Source organism: Silanimonas sp., assembly GCF_027531545.1.
Lineage (GTDB): Bacteria > Pseudomonadota > Gammaproteobacteria > Xanthomonadales > Xanthomonadaceae > Silanimonas.
Genome location: NZ_JAPZSC010000001.1, coordinates 431,266 through 445,751 on the forward strand (window position 1 = coordinate 431,266; position 14,486 = coordinate 445,751).

Consider the following 14,486-nt stretch of genomic DNA (forward strand, 5'->3'; position numbering starts at 1 on the left):
TAGCGACGGCCGGATCAGCCGGCGAAACGCGCCGTCATCCAGTCGCCGAGGTCGCGGATCTCTTCCGCGCACACCGAATGCGGCATCGGGTAGCGGCGCAGCGCGACGTCCATGCCCAGCGCCTTGAGCGCCTCGGCGGATTTCTGCCCCGCCGAAAGCGGCACCACCGGGTCCTGCGTGCCGTGCGCCATGAACACCGGCGTGGCGAGACCTTTGGGCGTGGCTTCCGCGGGCGTGTCCGCGGCCAGCGGCAGGTAGGTCGAGAGAGCCGCCAGTCCGAGGAAGGGCTGCTCGCGGCGCAGACCGGCGGCCAGCGTGATCGCGCCACCCTGCGAGAAGCCGGCGAGGATGATGCGGTTCGCCGGAACGCCGCGGTCGCGCTCGCGCGCCACCAAGGCATCCACGTCGGCGATCGAGCGCCGCACGCCGGCGGCGTCCTCGCGCACCTTCGAGAAATCGAGGCTGACGATGTCGTACCAGGCACGCATCGCGTGGCCGTTGTTGATGGTGATCGGCATCACCGGTGCGTGCGGGAACACGAAACGCAGGGCCGGCCACTCCTTGCGCACCAGCTCGGGCACGATCGGCGCGAAGTCGTGGCCGTCGGCGCCGAGGCCATGCAGCCAGATCACCGAGAAGACCGGCTTGGCGCCGGTGGTGGTTTCGATCGTGTCGAGGAGCGCGTTGGGCACGGCGGCGGCATCAGCAGATGAAGGCGCGGCATTGTGCCCGAGCCGGCGGCCCCTGCCCGCCGCCGCGCCGGCACCGCACAATGCGCGGATGAGTGCGATCACCACGCCGTCCTGGCGCCTCGACGACGAAACCCCTTCCGAAACGCTGGCCGCACAGGGCTTCGCCCGACTCTCGCCGGCCGCCAGCGCGCGCGCCGCGGGGGTGGACCCGGAGGTCCTCGCCGGCCTCGCCATGCACTGGGCCGACCTGCCGCCGGACGAGCACCTGCGCGATGGCGGCCGCTACCGCTTTCGTCGCCACGCCTCGCTAGTGATGAGCGGGGACGGGCGACGCATCGAACAGCGCGTGTCCCGGCCGCATTGGCAGCCGACCGATTACAACGCCCTGCACGGCGGCTACGAGCGCTGGTTCGCCCCGGTGCTCGACGCCACGCTGGCCGATCCGGCCTTCCTCGGGCTGGTCACCGGGCTGGGGGCGGCCTGCGCCGCCGCCGCCGGCCATGCCCTGCCCTTCGTCGAAGTGCACCAGTTCCGGATCGATACGGCGCAGGGCATCGGGCGCCCCACGCCGGAAGGCGCGCATCGGGACGGCGTCGATTTCGTGGCGGTGGTCCTCATCGACCGGTTGGCCGTGCGCGGCGGGGAAACCCGGGTGTTCGACGCCGAGGGCCCGGCCGGCCTCCGGTTCACGATGGTCGAACCCGGCACCGCCCTGCTGCTCGACGACGCCCGGATGATCCACGAAACCACGCCCCTGCAGCCGGACGGCGCGGCCGGCCACCGCGACACGCTCGTGCTCACCTGGCGGCGGGACGGCTTCCTCGACCCGGTGGCCTGACCCCTAGGCACGGATTTCCGGCACTGAAGCCGCCCGAAACTTGACGCACATCACGCCAAAAGACTGGCACGGAACTTGCTCCAGTTCGGGGGAACCGACCCGGAGTCCGCCATGTTCGACACCAGCGCCGATGCCCCCGCCCACGCCGCCCGCTCGGCAGGCATGAACGAACCCGGCATCTTCAAGGGCTGCACGGACGCCGACGGCCCCCTCGCGGCGGCCACCAAGGACGCGATCCTCGCCTACCTGGGCAAGCCGAATGCCGCGGCCTGGGAGCGCCTGAAAACCCGCGCCATCGCCGGTCGCACCACCCTCGGCGAGGCCTGGACACTGGCGAACCCGACCGCGTTCCGGCGCTTCCCGACCTCGGCCGAGCTGATCCGCGCGATGCGCGTGGCCGTGGTGGCGCAATGGGCGCACAGCGACGCGGCGATCCGGACGCATTGAACGAGACTGGTGGGCCCACCAGGACTCGAACCTGGAACCAAGGGATTATGAGTCCCGTGCTCTAACCATTGAGCTATGGGCCCGCTCGCCGCGATTGTAGCGATGCCGCACACCGCCTCGCGTCCATGACGTGGGGCGCTTCGTTTTTGGCGCCTCAGCGCAGCGGGCCTGGCGCGGGCTCCGCAGGTCCGACGGCCTCGATGAGGTCGGGATTCGCCTCGCCCTCCGCGCGCAGCTGACCCTCCCACTTCGAAACCACGGCCGTCGCGACGGTATTGCCGATGACGTTCGTCGCCGAACGCGCCATGTCGAGGAAGTGGTCGACGCCGAGCAGCAGCAGCAGGCCGGCCTCCGGGATGTCGAACTGCGCCAGCGTCGCCGCAATGACCACCAGCGAGGCGCGAGGCACGCCGGCCATGCCTTTGCTGGTGACCATGAGCACGAGCAGCATCGTGATCTCCTGCCCCAGCGTCAGGTCGATGCCGTACACCTGCGCGATGAAGACCACCGCGAAAGTGCAGTACATCATCGAGCCGTCGAGGTTGAACGAATAGCCGAGCGGCAGCACGAAGGACGCGACGCGGTTGCTGCAGCCGAACTTCTCCAGCTGGGCCAGCGTCTTCGGATAGGCGGCCTCGCTCGATGCCGTGGCGAATGCGAGCAGCGTCGGCTCGCGGACGGCGCGGAACAACCCCACCGCGCGCCGCCGCAGGATGGCGAACGCCGCGAGGAAGAGCAGGCCCCAGAGCAGCACGATGCCGAGGTAGAACTGCCCCATGAACTTGCCGTAGACGGCCAGCACGTCGAGTCCGCTCTTCGAGATCGTCGCCGCCACGGCGGCGAAAACGGCGAACGGGGCGAACCACATCACCAGCATCGTGACCTTGAGCATCACGTAGCTCAGGCCTTCGAGCGCATCGACCATCACCTTGGCCTTGTCACCCACGCCGGCGCAGGCCACGCCGAAGAAGACCGAGAAAACGACGATCTGCAGGATCTCGTTGCGCGCCATCGCGTCCGCGATGCTGGTGGGCACGAGGTGGGTGACGAAGTCCTTCAGGGTGAGGCCGCTGACGGCGATGCCGCTTTGCGCGCCGGCGTCCGGGAGCACCAGGCCGGTGTCGACGCCCGGCTGGAACAGGTTCACGAGCACAAGGCCCAGGGTGAGCGACACGAGCGACGCGCCGAGGAACCACGTCATCGCCTTCAGGCCGATGCGACCCACCGTCCCGAGGTCGCCCATCTTGGCGATGCCAACGGCCAGCGTGGCGAACACCAGCGGCCCGATGATCATCTTGATCAGTCGGAGGAAGACGGTGGTGACGATGGTGAGGCCGTCGACCACCGCCGTCGTGTCGGCGACGGTGGCGTTGAAGATGGCGCCGACAATGATCCCGAGCACCAGGGCACCGAGGATCCACCAGGTCAGCGTGCTGCCTTTCCTTGCCGGCGCGGCCGAGCCGCTGTTCGTGGTGTCGATCGCCATGTGCGGGTCCTTGTCCTTCGAGCGCGCCGAGGCGCGGGTGGGCCCCACGCGGGAAGCCGCGAGGATGCATGAAGGCCGCGTCAATTCACAGCGCCAGCCACCCCCAATGAGCCCGGAAACGACGACGCCCCGCACGAGGCGGGGCGTCGGGGCCTTGCGGGCGCGGGCGACTTACTCGAGGTCGAGGAAGCTGCGCAGCTGCTCGGAGCGGCTCGGGTGGCGCAGCTTGCGCAGCGCCTTGGCCTCGATCTGGCGGATGCGCTCGCGGGTGACGTCGAACTGCTTGCCGACTTCCTCGAGGGTGTGGTCGGTGTTCATGTCGATGCCGAAGCGCATGCGCAGCACCTTGGCCTCGCGCGGGGTCAGGCCGGAGAGCACGGTGCGGACCGTCTCGGACAGGCCGGTGGTCGTCGCGTTCTCCAGCGGCGACTCGGCGTTCGTGTCCTCGATGAAATCGCCGAGGTGGCTGTCCTCGTCGTCGCCGATCGGCGTTTCCATCGAGATCGGTTCCTTGGCGATCTTCAGGACCTTCCGGATCTTGTCCTCCGGCATGTCCATTTCCTTCGCCAGCTCCTCCGGCGTCGGCTCGCGGCCGAACTGCTGGAGCATCTGCCGCGAGATGCGGTTGAGCTTGTTGATCGTCTCGATCATGTGCACCGGGATGCGGATGGTGCGCGCCTGGTCGGCGATCGAGCGGGTGATGGCCTGGCGGATCCACCACGTGGCGTAGGTCGAGAACTTGTAGCCGCGGCGGTATTCGAACTTGTCGACCGCCTTCATCAGGCCGATGTTGCCTTCCTGGATGAGGTCGAGGAACTGCAGGCCGCGGTTGGTGTACTTCTTGGCGATCGAGATCACGAGACGCAGGTTGGCCTCGACCATCTCCTTCTTCGCCTTGCGGGCCTTGGCCTCGCCGTAGGCCATCGCGCGGGCGGTGTCCTTGATCTCGCCAAGCGTGAGGCACAGCGCGCCCTCGAGGGCGATCAGCGCGTTCTGCTGGGCGAGGATGGCATCGCGATGCTCGCGCATGCCCGACGACCACTTCTGCTTGCGACGGATGATCTCGTCGGCCCACTCGAGGTTGGTCTCGTTGGTCGGCCACGCCTTGATGAAGTCCTTGCGCGGCATCTTGGCGAGGCGCGTCGAGATGTCGAGCACCTTGCGCTCGTGGTCCTTGATCTCGGACACCACCTCGCGGACCTTGCGCACCAACGCGTCGATCAGCGCCAGCGGCAGCTTGAGTTTCATGAACTCGCCCGCCATTTCTTCGCGGGCCTTGACCGTCTTCTTGTCGGCCGAGCCGTACTTGGCGTGCGTCTTCTCGAACTTGCCGAAGTGCGACTTCAGCAGCTCCATGCGGCGCGCGACCTCGACCGGGTCCGGGCCGGTCTGGGTCTCGGCTTCCTCGTCGTCGCCGCCCTCGACCTCGACCTCTTCCTCCTCGTCGGCCACCGCTTCGATCGGCGCGCCGCCGAACAGCTCGGGCGTCTCGAGGTCGGCGAAGCCGGTGACGATCTCGGAGAGGCGCTTCTTGCCTTCCTGGTGCAGCGCGTAATCGTCGAGGATGATCTGGATCGTCCACGGGAACGCCGCGAGCGAGTTCTGCACCTGGTGCAGGCCTTCCTCGATGCGCTTGGCGATGGCGATCTCGCCTTCGCGGGTCAGCAGCTCGACCGTGCCCATCTCGCGCATGTACATGCGCACCGGATCGGTCGTGCGACCGCCTTCGGCGTCGATCGCGCTCAGCGCGGCGGCCGCTTCCTCGGCGGCGGTTTCGTCCGCCTCGCGGGTGCTCGTCGCGTCGGTGAGCAACAGGGTTTCGGCGTCGGGTGCGACTTCATGCACCTCGATGCCCATGCTGTTGATCATGCCGATGATGTCTTCGATCTGCTCCGGATCGACGACGTCGTCGGGGAGGTGGTCGTTGACTTCGGCGTAGGTCAGGTAACCCTGTTCCAGACCCTTGCTGATCAGCTGCTTGATTTCGGACTGCTGCTCCGGACGCGGAGTTGCCATGGAGGGGGTACCGAGAGGAGAGAGCGGGAACCGGCTATTATACCGGCGCCCTCGGCCTTCACGCCAAATCGTTGATCGAAAAGGGGTTTTCGTTCAGGGGCGGCGCCAGGGCTCAGGTCTCGAGCCAGAAGGTGACCGGCCCGTCGTTGACCAGCGACACCTGCATGTGGGCGCCGAAACGGCCGGTTTCGACCACCGGCAGGCGCTCGCGGCAGGCGGCGACGAGGGCCTCGAAGCCCACCCGCGCCTCGTCCGGCGGCGCCGAGGTGGAAAAGCTCGGCCGCAGTCCGGAGGCGGTGTCGGCGCCCAAAGTGAACTGGCTGACCAGCAGCAGTCCGCCCCCGTGGTCTTTCAGCCCGACGTTCATGCGGCCCGCTGCATCGGCGAACACGCGATAGGCGGCGAGGCGGTCCGCCATCTTCGCGATGCGCGCTGGCGTGTCACCGGGCTGGACGCAGGCCAGGGCGAGCAGGCCCGGGCCGATGGCGCCGACGGTCTCGCCGTCGACGTCGACGCTGGCGTGGAGGACGCGCTGGATGAGGGCGATCATCGGTGAATGCTCGCGACCCCCCCTGCAGGGCGTCAAGCCGGCTCCGCTAGACTCCGCCGATGCGAATTCCCTTGGCGGCCCATGCGTTGCGTGCCCTCGCCTGGCTGGCCGGACTCCCCGGCCCGGGGCTGCGCCGGGCCATCACCGAACGGGTCGCAGCGCGCGAATACCGGCGGCGCGCCAAGATGGCGCGGGTGGTCGACTGCAACCTGCGCCTCACCGGTCTCGATGCGACGATGGCGCTACCGACCCTGGTGCAAACGCAGCTGACGCTGCTCGAGAGCCTGCGTTTCTGGACGCGTCCGCGCGCCGAAAACCTGCGTGAGATCGTCGAGGCGGTGGGCCTTGAGCACCTTGCGGCGGGCGAGCGGGCGGGTCCCGTGGTGATCGTCGCGCCGCACTACGGCAACTGGGAGCTGCTGGTGCAGTGGCTCGCCGCGCGGCGGCCCCTCACCCTGATCTACACGCGCGCCAAGTTCGCCGCCGTCGACGCCTTCCTTCGGCTCGCGCGCGAACGCGGTGGCGTCAGCGCCGTGCCCGCCGATGTGCATGGGATGAAACCCCTGCTGCGGGCTTTGCAGCGGGGGGAGACCCTCGGCATCACGCCCGACCAGACGCCGGACGCCACCGGCGGCCAGTGGTCGCCGTTCTTCGGCGTACCGGCGCTGACCATGACCCTCCTGCACCGCCTGGGCACACGCCACCCGGAGGCGCGCTTCCTGCTGGCGGCCGCGGAGCGGCTGCCCGGCGGGCGGTTCCGCATCGTGATCGAGCCGCTGCCGGCCACCGTGACCTCCGGGCCTGTGCAGGTGGGGCTCGACGCGTTGAACTCAGCGGTGGAGGCGTTCGTCCGCCGCGATCTCGCGCAGTACCAGTGGACCTACAAGCGCTTCAAGGGCCAGCGTGCCAACGAAGCCCCCGTGAACCCGTATTGGCCGGAATGCTATTGATGACCGACTCGCTGATGGACTGGCCGGGGGACGCGCCCTGGCAGCCGCTGCCCGACGCCGCCCGGCGCTGCTTCCGACTGTCCTCGGCGATCGCCGGCGCAGTGTTCGGCCTGGCCTTCGGCACGATCCCGGCGGTCGTCCTCGCTTTCGCCGACGGGCCGGCGTGGTGGCATCTCGGCATGGCGCTCGGTGCGCTGGCGCTCTGCCTCGCGCTGGCGCAGTGGCGCGCCACCCTCGCCTTCCGCTACACCCGCTGGCGCCTCGATGGCGACGGCCTGCGCGTGCGCCGCGGCCGCTTCTGGCGTTCGGAAGTGCTGGTGCCGCGCGCGCGCGTTCAGCACCTCGATATCGAGCGCGGGCCGATCGAACGCCGTTATGGTCTCGCCACGCTCGTGGTGCACACCGCCGGAACGCGCTTGAGCGCGGTTCGACAGCCCGGCTTCGACGAGGACAGCGCCAACCAGCTGCGCGATGCCCTGGTGCCGCGCCAGCGCGAGCACGACGACGCCGCGCATGGCTGAGGCCACCGACGCGCCGGAGCTCGACGACCGCGAGGCCCTGCAGGCCGCCGCCACGCAGCGGCTGCATCCGCTGTCCTGGCTGTTCACCTTGATCGCGCAACTGCGCATGTTCGCCCTGCCAATCCTCGTGCTGCTGCTCGGCGGGAGCCGGGAGGACGGCGACGACATCGGCGACCTGATCGGCCTCGCCGGCGCCGCGATGCTGGCCGTCGTGGCGGTGTGGCGGTACTTCACCTACCGCTACGGCTTCCTTGAGAGCGCCCTGGTGATCCGCAGCGGGCTGCTGCAACGCAATGTCCGGTTGATTCCCTTCGACCGCGTGCAGAACGTCACCCTGCACCAGAACCTGCTGCATCGCCTCGTGGGTGTGGCGGAAGTGCGCCTGGAGTCCGCGGGCGGCATGGGCAACGCCGAGGCGCAGATGCAGGTGCTGAAACTCGAGCAGGCGAACGCCCTCGAGGCCCTGGTGCGGGAGGGTGCGAACCGGGCGCGTGCGGCACAGGCGACGGACGGCGGCGGCGACGCGGCCCGCGATGACGCCCCGGTGCTGTGGCTCGCCCTGCCGACGCGCGAACTGGTGCGCCTCGGGCTGATCTCGAACCGCGGCATGCTGGTGGTCGCCGCGGGCTTCGCCTACCTGACGCAGGCCGGTGACGTCTTCACCAAGCGGCTGAGCCACGGCATCGAATCGATGGGCCGCGAGGGCATCGCCATGGCGGAAGCCTGGCACCTCGGCCCCGTGGCCTACGCGGGACTGGCCTTCGCCCTGCTGGTGGCCATGGTCGTTGCCGTGCGCCTGCTGTCGGTGGCGCTGGCCATCCTGCAGTTCCATGACTTCCGCCTGCACGCGGGCGAGCGCGAACTGCGCGTCGAACGCGGGCTCATCAGCCGCGTGCGCAGCCACCTGCCGAAACGCCGCATCCAGGCCTACTCCTTGCGCGAGACGCTGCTGCATCGCTGGTTCGGCCGGCAGAGCCTGCGCGTCGACCGTGCCTCGGTGGAGGTCGTGAACGAGAGCCAGTCGGTGCGCGACCTCGTGCCGCTGGCCGCGCCCGCGGGCATGGACGGCATGCTCGCCGCCCTGCTGCCCGAGGGCAGCTGGCCGCTGCAGGACTGGCAACGGCTGCATCCGCGCGCCTGGTGGCGCGTATTCGCTCCGCTCGCGATGGCCGTGCTCGCCGGCACCGCGCTGCTCGTCTACTTCGAGGGCCCGGTGGGCCTGTGGGCCTTGGCACTGCTGGGTCCCGTCTACCTGCGCGCGCGGGTCTGGGCCCGCTATTCGGCATGGACCCTCGCCGGCGGCGTGGTCGCGTTCCGCCAGGGCTGGCTCGATCGCCACTGGCGCTTCGCCGAAGCACGCAAGCTGCACGCGCTGCAGATCACCCAGTCGCCCTTCGACCGCCGCCACGGCATGGCCACGCTGCACCTCGACACGGCGGGCGCTTCGCCGATGGAACCGGCGCTGCGCATCCCCTACCTCGCCGTCGCCGAGGCCGAGGCGCTGGCCGCCCGCCTGCGCGCACTGATGCCGCGCGACGCGGGAATCAATCCCGCCAGAACTGGGGCGTCAGCAGCACCAGCAGCGTGAACACCTCGAGCCGGCCGAGCACCATCGCGAAGCTGCACACCCACACGGCGAAATCGCTCATGTCGCGGAAGTGGGAGGCCACGGCACCGAGCCCGGGACCCATGTTGTTCATGCAGGCGGCGATCGCCGAGAACGCGGTGACGATGTCGACGCCATCCGCCGTCAGCGCCAGCGTCATCACCAGGAAGCTGAGGATGTAGAGCGTGCAGAAGCCCGCCACCGAGATGACCACGCTCTCGGAGACGCGCTTCCCGCCCACCTTCACCAGGAACTGGCCTTTCGGGTGCACGAGCTGTTTCAGCTCGCGGTAGCCCTGGCGCACCACCATCTGCACGCGCGCCACCTTCATGCCGCCGGAGGTGGAACCGGCGCAGCCGCCGATGAAGCCGACCATGATCAAGGCCAGCGGCGCGAGGCCCGGCCAATCGACGAAGCCGGTCGTGACGAATCCGGTGGTGGTGATGTTCGACACCACTTGGAAGGTGGCATGGCGCAGGGCTTCCATCGGGCTCTCGAAGCGGCCGCCGATCCAGATGGCCAGCGCAACCACGACGCTCACCGCGACGCAGATCCAGAAGAAGCTGACGAACTCGGCGTCGGCCTTGTAGTGGCCCAGCGTGGCACGCCGCCACGCGTACCAGTGCAGGCCGAAATTCAGGCCGCCGAGGAACATGAAGAGGATGGCGATGCTGTCCAGCAAGGGGCTGTTCCAGTAGCCGAAGCTGGCGTCGTAGTTGCCGAAGCCGCCGGTGGCCACCGCGCTCATCCCGTGGCAGATGGCATCGAAGAAGGTCATGCCGCCGACCCAGAACGACAGCGTGCACAGCAGCACGAGGCCGGTGTAGACCAACCACAGCGCCTTGGCGGTGTCGGCGATGCGCGGCGTGAGCTTGCTGTCCTTCTGCGGGCCGGTGGTCTCGGCCCGGAACAGCTGCATGCCACCGATGCGCAGCATCGGCAGGATCGCCACCGCGAGGATCACGATGCCCATGCCGCCGAAGTAGCAGAGCGACGCCCGGTAGAACAGCACGCTCTTGGGCAGGTTCTCGATGCCGACGATGACGGTGGCGCCCGTGGTCGTCAGGCCGGACGCGGCCTCGAACACCGCGTCGGTGTAGCTGAGGTTCGGCTCCGTGAGCATGAACGGCAGGGCCGTCACGAGAATCGCGATGATCCACACCCCGGAGACGATCAGGAAGCCGTCGCGCAGCCGCATCTCGTAGTGGGCGTTGCGCACCGGGAACCACAGGATGAAACCGGCGATGCCCGCGACCAGGAAGCTCTCGAGGAAAGCCGTGGCGCTGGGCTCGTCCCACCACCAGGCGAGGAAAAGCGGCGGCAGCGAGATCGTCGCCGAGAGGGCGATGATCGCGCCGAAGATGCGCAACAGGGTGCGCGAGCGCTCAGACAACAGCGAGTAAGGACTCAGAGCCACGTCGCGCCGGCCTGGAACAGCGCCGTCACCTGCGGCATTTCGCGCTTGTCCATCACGAAGACGATCAAGTGGTCTTCCGGCTCGACCACCACGTCATGGTGGGCGATCAGCAGCTGGTCGCCGCGGACGATGCCGCCGATGGTCGCGGACGGCGGAAGCGCAAGCTCCTCCAGCCCGCGGCCGATGACCTGGGAACTGCGCCGATCGCCGCGAGCGATGACCTCGACAGCCTCGGCCACGCCACGGCGCAACGAGTAGACCTGTGCCGGCGCGCCCTCGCGGATGTGCGCGAGCAAGGCGCCGAGCGTCACCTGCTGGGGGCTCACCGCGATGTCGATGCTGCCGCCCTCCACCAGCTCGGCGTAGGCCGGGCGGTTGATCAGCGCGAGCACGCGCGGGCAGCCGAGTCGCTTGGCGAGCATCGCCGAGAGGATGTTGGCTTCGTCGTCGTTGGTGAGCGCGCAATAGATGTCGGTCTGGTCGATGTTCTCTTCGCGCAGCAGTTCTTCGTCCGCGCAGTCGCCGACCAGCACGATGGAGTTCAGCAGGTCCTCGGCGATCGAGCGGGCTCGGTCGCGGGAGCGCTCCATCACCTTCACGGAGTAGCGGTTCTCCAGCGCCCGCGCGAGGTTGCGACCGATGTTGCCGCCGCCAGCGATCAGCACGCGGCGCGTCGGCCTCTTCTCGACGCGACGCAGTTCGGCCATCACCGCCGGGATGTGCCGGCGATCGGCGAGGAAGAACACCTCGTCGTCGATCTCGATGACCGTCGAGGCCTCCGGCTTCACCGGCTTGCCGCGGCGGAAGATGGCCGCGACGCGGGCGTCGGCACCGGCCGGCAAATGGTTGCGCAACTCCCGGAGCTGGTGGCCCACCAGCGCGCCGCCTTCCACCGCCCGCACCGCCACGAGCTGGGCGCGGCCCTGGGCGAAGTCCAGAACCTGCAGCGCACCGGGGTAGCCGATCAGGCGTTCGATGTGGCGGACGACCAGGTTCTCCGGGCTGATGGCCGCGCTCACCGGCGAGGTGCGCGGGTCCTTCAGCATGCCGAGGTCGAGGTACTCCGATTCACGCAACCGCGCCACCCGGGTGGGAGTGCGGAAGCGCGACTGTGCGATCTGGCAGGCCAGCAGGTTGACCTCGTCGCTGGATGTCACCGCGACCAGCAGCTCGGCCTCCTCGGCGCCCGCATGCGACAGCACGGAGGGCAACGAGCCGTGGCCGACGACGGTCCGGATGTCGAGCCGCTCGGCGAGGTCGCGCAGGCGCTGGTGGTCGGTGTCGACGACGGTGATGTCGTTGTTTTCGGAGGCCAAGGCGGCCGCCACGGAGGTGCCCACTTGGCCCGCACCCAGGATCAGGATGTTCACGCGTTCCCCGCACCTCGTCGTTGCGGGCGGATCATACGCCGACGAGAGCGCGACAGAGCGCCGCGTAATCGCGGTTCATGCGTTCCCGGCTGAACTCGGCGACGGCACGGGCCCGGCCGGCCGCAGCCAGCCGCTCCGCCTCTCCCGGATCGCGCAACAGCGCCTCCAGCGCATCGGCGAGGGCGACGGCGTCGCCCTCGGGCACCAGCCGGCCGTCCTTGCCGTCGCGCAGCACCTCCCGCACACCCGGCACCGCGCTGGCCACGGCGGCGCAACCGGCGGCCATGCCTTCGATGAGGGCGAGCGGCATGCCCTCGTAGTGCGTCGACAGGCAAGCGATGCGATGCGCCATCAATCGCGCCGGCACGTCGCGCACCACGCCGAGGAAGGCCACCTGCGAGGCGATGCCCAGGTCCTTGGCCAGCCGCTCGAGCGGCGCGCGATGCAGGGACTTGCCGCCGCCAGCGAACTGCACCGGTGGCGTCAGGCCGCGTTCGCGAAGGAGTGCCACGGCGCGCAGCAGGGTGGCGTGGTCCTTCTGCTTGGCAAAGCGCGCCACCATGACGATGCCGGGCACGCGCGAGGCGAAGTCCACGGAATCGGCGGCAGCGAAGGGCTCGAGGCGGATGCCGTTGGGGATCGCGACGGTGCGCTCGGCGGGCATGCCCTGCGCCAACAGCACGTCCCGCACACCCTCCGAGCAGCCGACGATGCGCGCCGTGCGCTTCGCCAACCAGCGTGATTGCGCCAGCCGCCAACGCGTGTAGCGCTCACGCGTGTTGTGCTCGACGTGCACGAGGTGCGGCACCTTGGCGAGCAGGCCGGCGTATCGCCCCCAAAGGTGTTCCGAGAAGCCGTGGCAGAACAGCACGTCGGGCTGGAACTCGCGGCACAGCCGCACCAGCGCCCAGATCGTGGCCGCGTGCGACCAACCCGGCACCACGCGGAACGGCGTGCCCGCGGCGTCCAGTTCGGCAAGGCGCTCCGGCGGCGTGCGGCGCTTCTTCCGCAGCACCAGGAGGGGCTCGAAGCCGGGCTCGGTGCGCGCCGCGTTCACCAGCGCGATCGCCACCTGGGTGGCGCCGCCGGAGAACCCACCGGTGACGAAGTGCATGACGCGCAAGGGGCGCGCTGCCGGGCTCGGGATCGCGTCGGAAGAGGGCATCGGGGAGCGCGACACGCGTCGGCGGTAACGGAATCGGCGCCTACAATACCGGCATGGCTGATCCCCTGCCCCTGTCCGGCGTCGTCATTACCTTCAACGAGGCCGACCGCATCGAGCGCTGCCTGCGCTCGATGCTGGCCGTCTGCCGTGACGTGACGGTGGTGGATTCGCAGTCCACCGACGGCACGCCCGAGCTGGCCCGCCGCCTCGGGGCCCGAGTGGTCGACCAGCCGTGGCTCGGCTTCGGCCGCCAGAAGAACCTCGCGATCGAGCAGGCCACCCAGCCTTGGGTGCTGCTGCTGGACGCCGACGAATGGCTGGAGCCCGACGCGCAGGCGGCGCTGCGCGCGCTGTTCGCATCGGGCGCGCCGGACACGGCCGATGTGTTCACGCTGCCCAGGCGCACGCACTTCCTCGGGACGGTGATGCGCTTCGGCAGCTTCGCGCGCGAGCCGGTGCACCGGTTGTTCCGGGCGCACTGCCGCCACGAGGAAAGCCCGGTCCACGAACGTTTCATCACCGACGGCCTGCGCCTCCGGGTGTCGGACGTTCGCATGGAGCACGACACCGCGCGTTCGGAAGCCGAGTATTGGGCGAAGCTGCAGCGCTACGCAGGGCTCTGGGCCGAGGAACGCGCCGCGCGCGGCAAGCGCGCTGGCCGAGGCCGGGGCATGGCCGCAGCGGCCGCGTATCTGCTCAAGAACCTGCTGCTGCGCGGCGGACTGCTCGATGGCCCCGGTGCGTGGCGCTTCCACGCCTTGCACGCACGCTACGCGGCCCTGAAATACGAAAGGCTGCGAGCCCTCTCGAGCCCACAGCCTTCCGCCTGAGGCCGCCCGGCAAGCCAGACGGCGCCGTGCGGGACGATCAGTCGTTCCAACGCTCGGCGTCGACGGCCCCGGTGATCGGGTGCACGCGCACGTCGCGCTCGAACCCCATCGACGTGCGGACCTCGGCGACCCAGAAGCCGTCGTCGCGCTCCAGTTCCTTGACCTCGGTGTAGCCGGCCGCGGCGAGGCGCTTCATCACCTCGTCGATGCTGAGCTGGCGCTGGCCCGGCTGGGCCGGCGACAGGATCTCGCCGCTCGCGGCGTCGATATGGACGGTGACGCGGGCGCCATCGGCGCCGCTCGCGAGCACTTCCCACACGCCTTCGTCGAGCTCAGCGCCACGCACGGCGCCGTAGCCGGCCTGCTGGGCGATGCGGGTCGCCTGCTCGAGGCCGATCGGCGCGGCGGCCGCCTGGGCCTGCACGACCGGAACAGCGACAGCGAGGGACAGGGCGAGAGTGGCAGCGAGGGTGAGGGTCTTCATGGGGGTTCTCCGTTGGGGTGTTGGGATGGAACGGGGCCAGATTGACGCCCGCCTCTGCAATCGCCTCTGATGTGGTTTTTCACCAACGGTTTAATCGCACCGGGCACCATGGGC

Annotated in this window: 14 protein-coding genes and 1 tRNA gene; 6 read left to right on the forward strand and 9 right to left on the reverse strand. The window is 69.5% G+C overall.

The window, feature by feature from the left end:
- Positions 1-14: 14 nt before the first annotated feature.
- Positions 15-692: a dienelactone hydrolase family protein gene (locus O9280_RS01925; RefSeq protein ID WP_298338089.1), complete on the reverse strand. Its 678-nt coding sequence runs from the start codon at positions 690-692 to the stop codon at positions 15-17.
- Positions 693-780: 88 nt separating this feature from the next.
- On the opposite strand from O9280_RS01925, the gene O9280_RS01930 reads away from it, so the two are divergent.
- Positions 781-1,530 (forward strand): 2OG-Fe dioxygenase family protein, encoded by a 750-nt coding sequence (locus O9280_RS01930; protein WP_298338091.1) that lies wholly within the window; start codon positions 781-783, stop codon positions 1,528-1,530.
- Positions 1,531-1,641: 111 nt separating this feature from the next.
- Positions 1,642-1,977 carry a hypothetical protein gene (locus tag O9280_RS01935; protein WP_298338093.1) on the forward strand — a complete coding sequence of 112 codons (336 nt, stop codon included), beginning with the start codon at positions 1,642-1,644 and terminating at the stop codon, positions 1,975-1,977.
- A 7-nt stretch (positions 1,978-1,984) separates the two neighbouring features.
- Here O9280_RS01935 and O9280_RS01940 read toward each other — a convergent pair.
- The 4 genes from O9280_RS01940 to dtd all read right to left on the reverse strand — a co-directional run bounded on the left by O9280_RS01940 (position 1,985) and on the right by dtd (position 6,029).
- Positions 1,985-2,060 (reverse strand) — tRNA-Ile (locus tag O9280_RS01940).
- 71 nt (positions 2,061-2,131) lie between these two features.
- A complete protein-coding gene (locus O9280_RS01945) occupies positions 2,132-3,463 on the reverse strand; it encodes a dicarboxylate/amino acid:cation symporter (RefSeq protein WP_298338095.1) in 1,332 nt (443 codons plus the stop codon).
- Between the two features lie 171 nt (positions 3,464-3,634).
- A complete protein-coding gene (gene rpoD, locus O9280_RS01950; protein ID WP_298338097.1) occupies positions 3,635-5,479 on the reverse strand; it encodes an RNA polymerase sigma factor RpoD in 1,845 nt (614 codons plus the stop codon).
- 112 nt (positions 5,480-5,591) lie between these two features.
- Entirely contained in the window at positions 5,592-6,029 is a 438-nt protein-coding gene (dtd, locus tag O9280_RS01955; protein ID WP_298338099.1) for a D-aminoacyl-tRNA deacylase, read from the reverse strand.
- Positions 6,030-6,100: 71 nt separating this feature from the next.
- On the opposite strand from dtd, the gene O9280_RS01960 reads away from it, so the two are divergent.
- From O9280_RS01960 to O9280_RS01970, 3 genes are read left to right on the forward strand one after another with little or no spacing between them, the layout of a single operon-like run.
- Positions 6,101-6,979 carry a lipid A biosynthesis lauroyl acyltransferase gene (locus O9280_RS01960; protein WP_298338101.1) on the forward strand — a complete coding sequence of 293 codons (879 nt, stop codon included), beginning with the start codon at positions 6,101-6,103 and terminating at the stop codon, positions 6,977-6,979.
- On the forward strand, positions 6,979-7,500 hold the full coding sequence (locus O9280_RS01965) for a PH domain-containing protein (protein WP_298338102.1): 522 nt from the start codon (positions 6,979-6,981) through the stop codon (positions 7,498-7,500). The genes O9280_RS01960 and O9280_RS01965 overlap by 1 nt, the downstream gene beginning before the upstream one ends.
- Positions 7,493-9,088 carry a PH domain-containing protein gene (locus O9280_RS01970; RefSeq protein WP_298338104.1) on the forward strand — a complete coding sequence of 532 codons (1,596 nt, stop codon included), beginning with the start codon at positions 7,493-7,495 and terminating at the stop codon, positions 9,086-9,088. The genes O9280_RS01965 and O9280_RS01970 overlap by 8 nt, the downstream gene beginning before the upstream one ends.
- Here O9280_RS01970 and O9280_RS01975 read toward each other — a convergent pair.
- Genes O9280_RS01975 through O9280_RS01985 form a run of 3 tightly spaced genes read right to left on the reverse strand, consistent with a single transcriptional unit; the run spans position 9,045 to position 13,058 of the window.
- On the reverse strand, positions 9,045-10,523 hold the full coding sequence (locus tag O9280_RS01975) for a potassium transporter TrkG (RefSeq protein ID WP_298338106.1): 1,479 nt from the start codon (positions 10,521-10,523) through the stop codon (positions 9,045-9,047). The two genes, O9280_RS01970 and O9280_RS01975, sit on opposite strands and share 44 nt — an antisense overlap.
- Positions 10,514-11,893, reverse strand: a complete 1,380-nt coding sequence (gene trkA, locus O9280_RS01980) for a Trk system potassium transporter TrkA (protein ID WP_298338108.1) — start codon at positions 11,891-11,893, stop codon at positions 10,514-10,516. Before trkA ends, O9280_RS01975 begins: the two co-directional genes overlap by 10 nt.
- 31 nt (positions 11,894-11,924) lie before the next feature.
- Positions 11,925-13,058, reverse strand: coding sequence for a glycosyltransferase (locus O9280_RS01985; RefSeq protein ID WP_298338110.1), 1,134 nt, complete (start codon positions 13,056-13,058; stop codon positions 11,925-11,927).
- Between the two features lie 53 nt (positions 13,059-13,111).
- Between O9280_RS01985 and O9280_RS01990 the strand changes: the two genes are divergently transcribed.
- Positions 13,112-13,888 (forward strand): glycosyltransferase family 2 protein, encoded by a 777-nt coding sequence (locus O9280_RS01990; protein WP_298338112.1) that lies wholly within the window; start codon positions 13,112-13,114, stop codon positions 13,886-13,888.
- Between the two features lie 37 nt (positions 13,889-13,925).
- Here the strand turns inward: O9280_RS01990 and O9280_RS01995 are convergent, their stop codons facing one another.
- Positions 13,926-14,372, reverse strand: a complete 447-nt coding sequence (locus O9280_RS01995) for a PepSY domain-containing protein (RefSeq protein ID WP_298338114.1) — start codon at positions 14,370-14,372, stop codon at positions 13,926-13,928.
- Positions 14,373-14,486 lie beyond the last annotated feature (114 nt).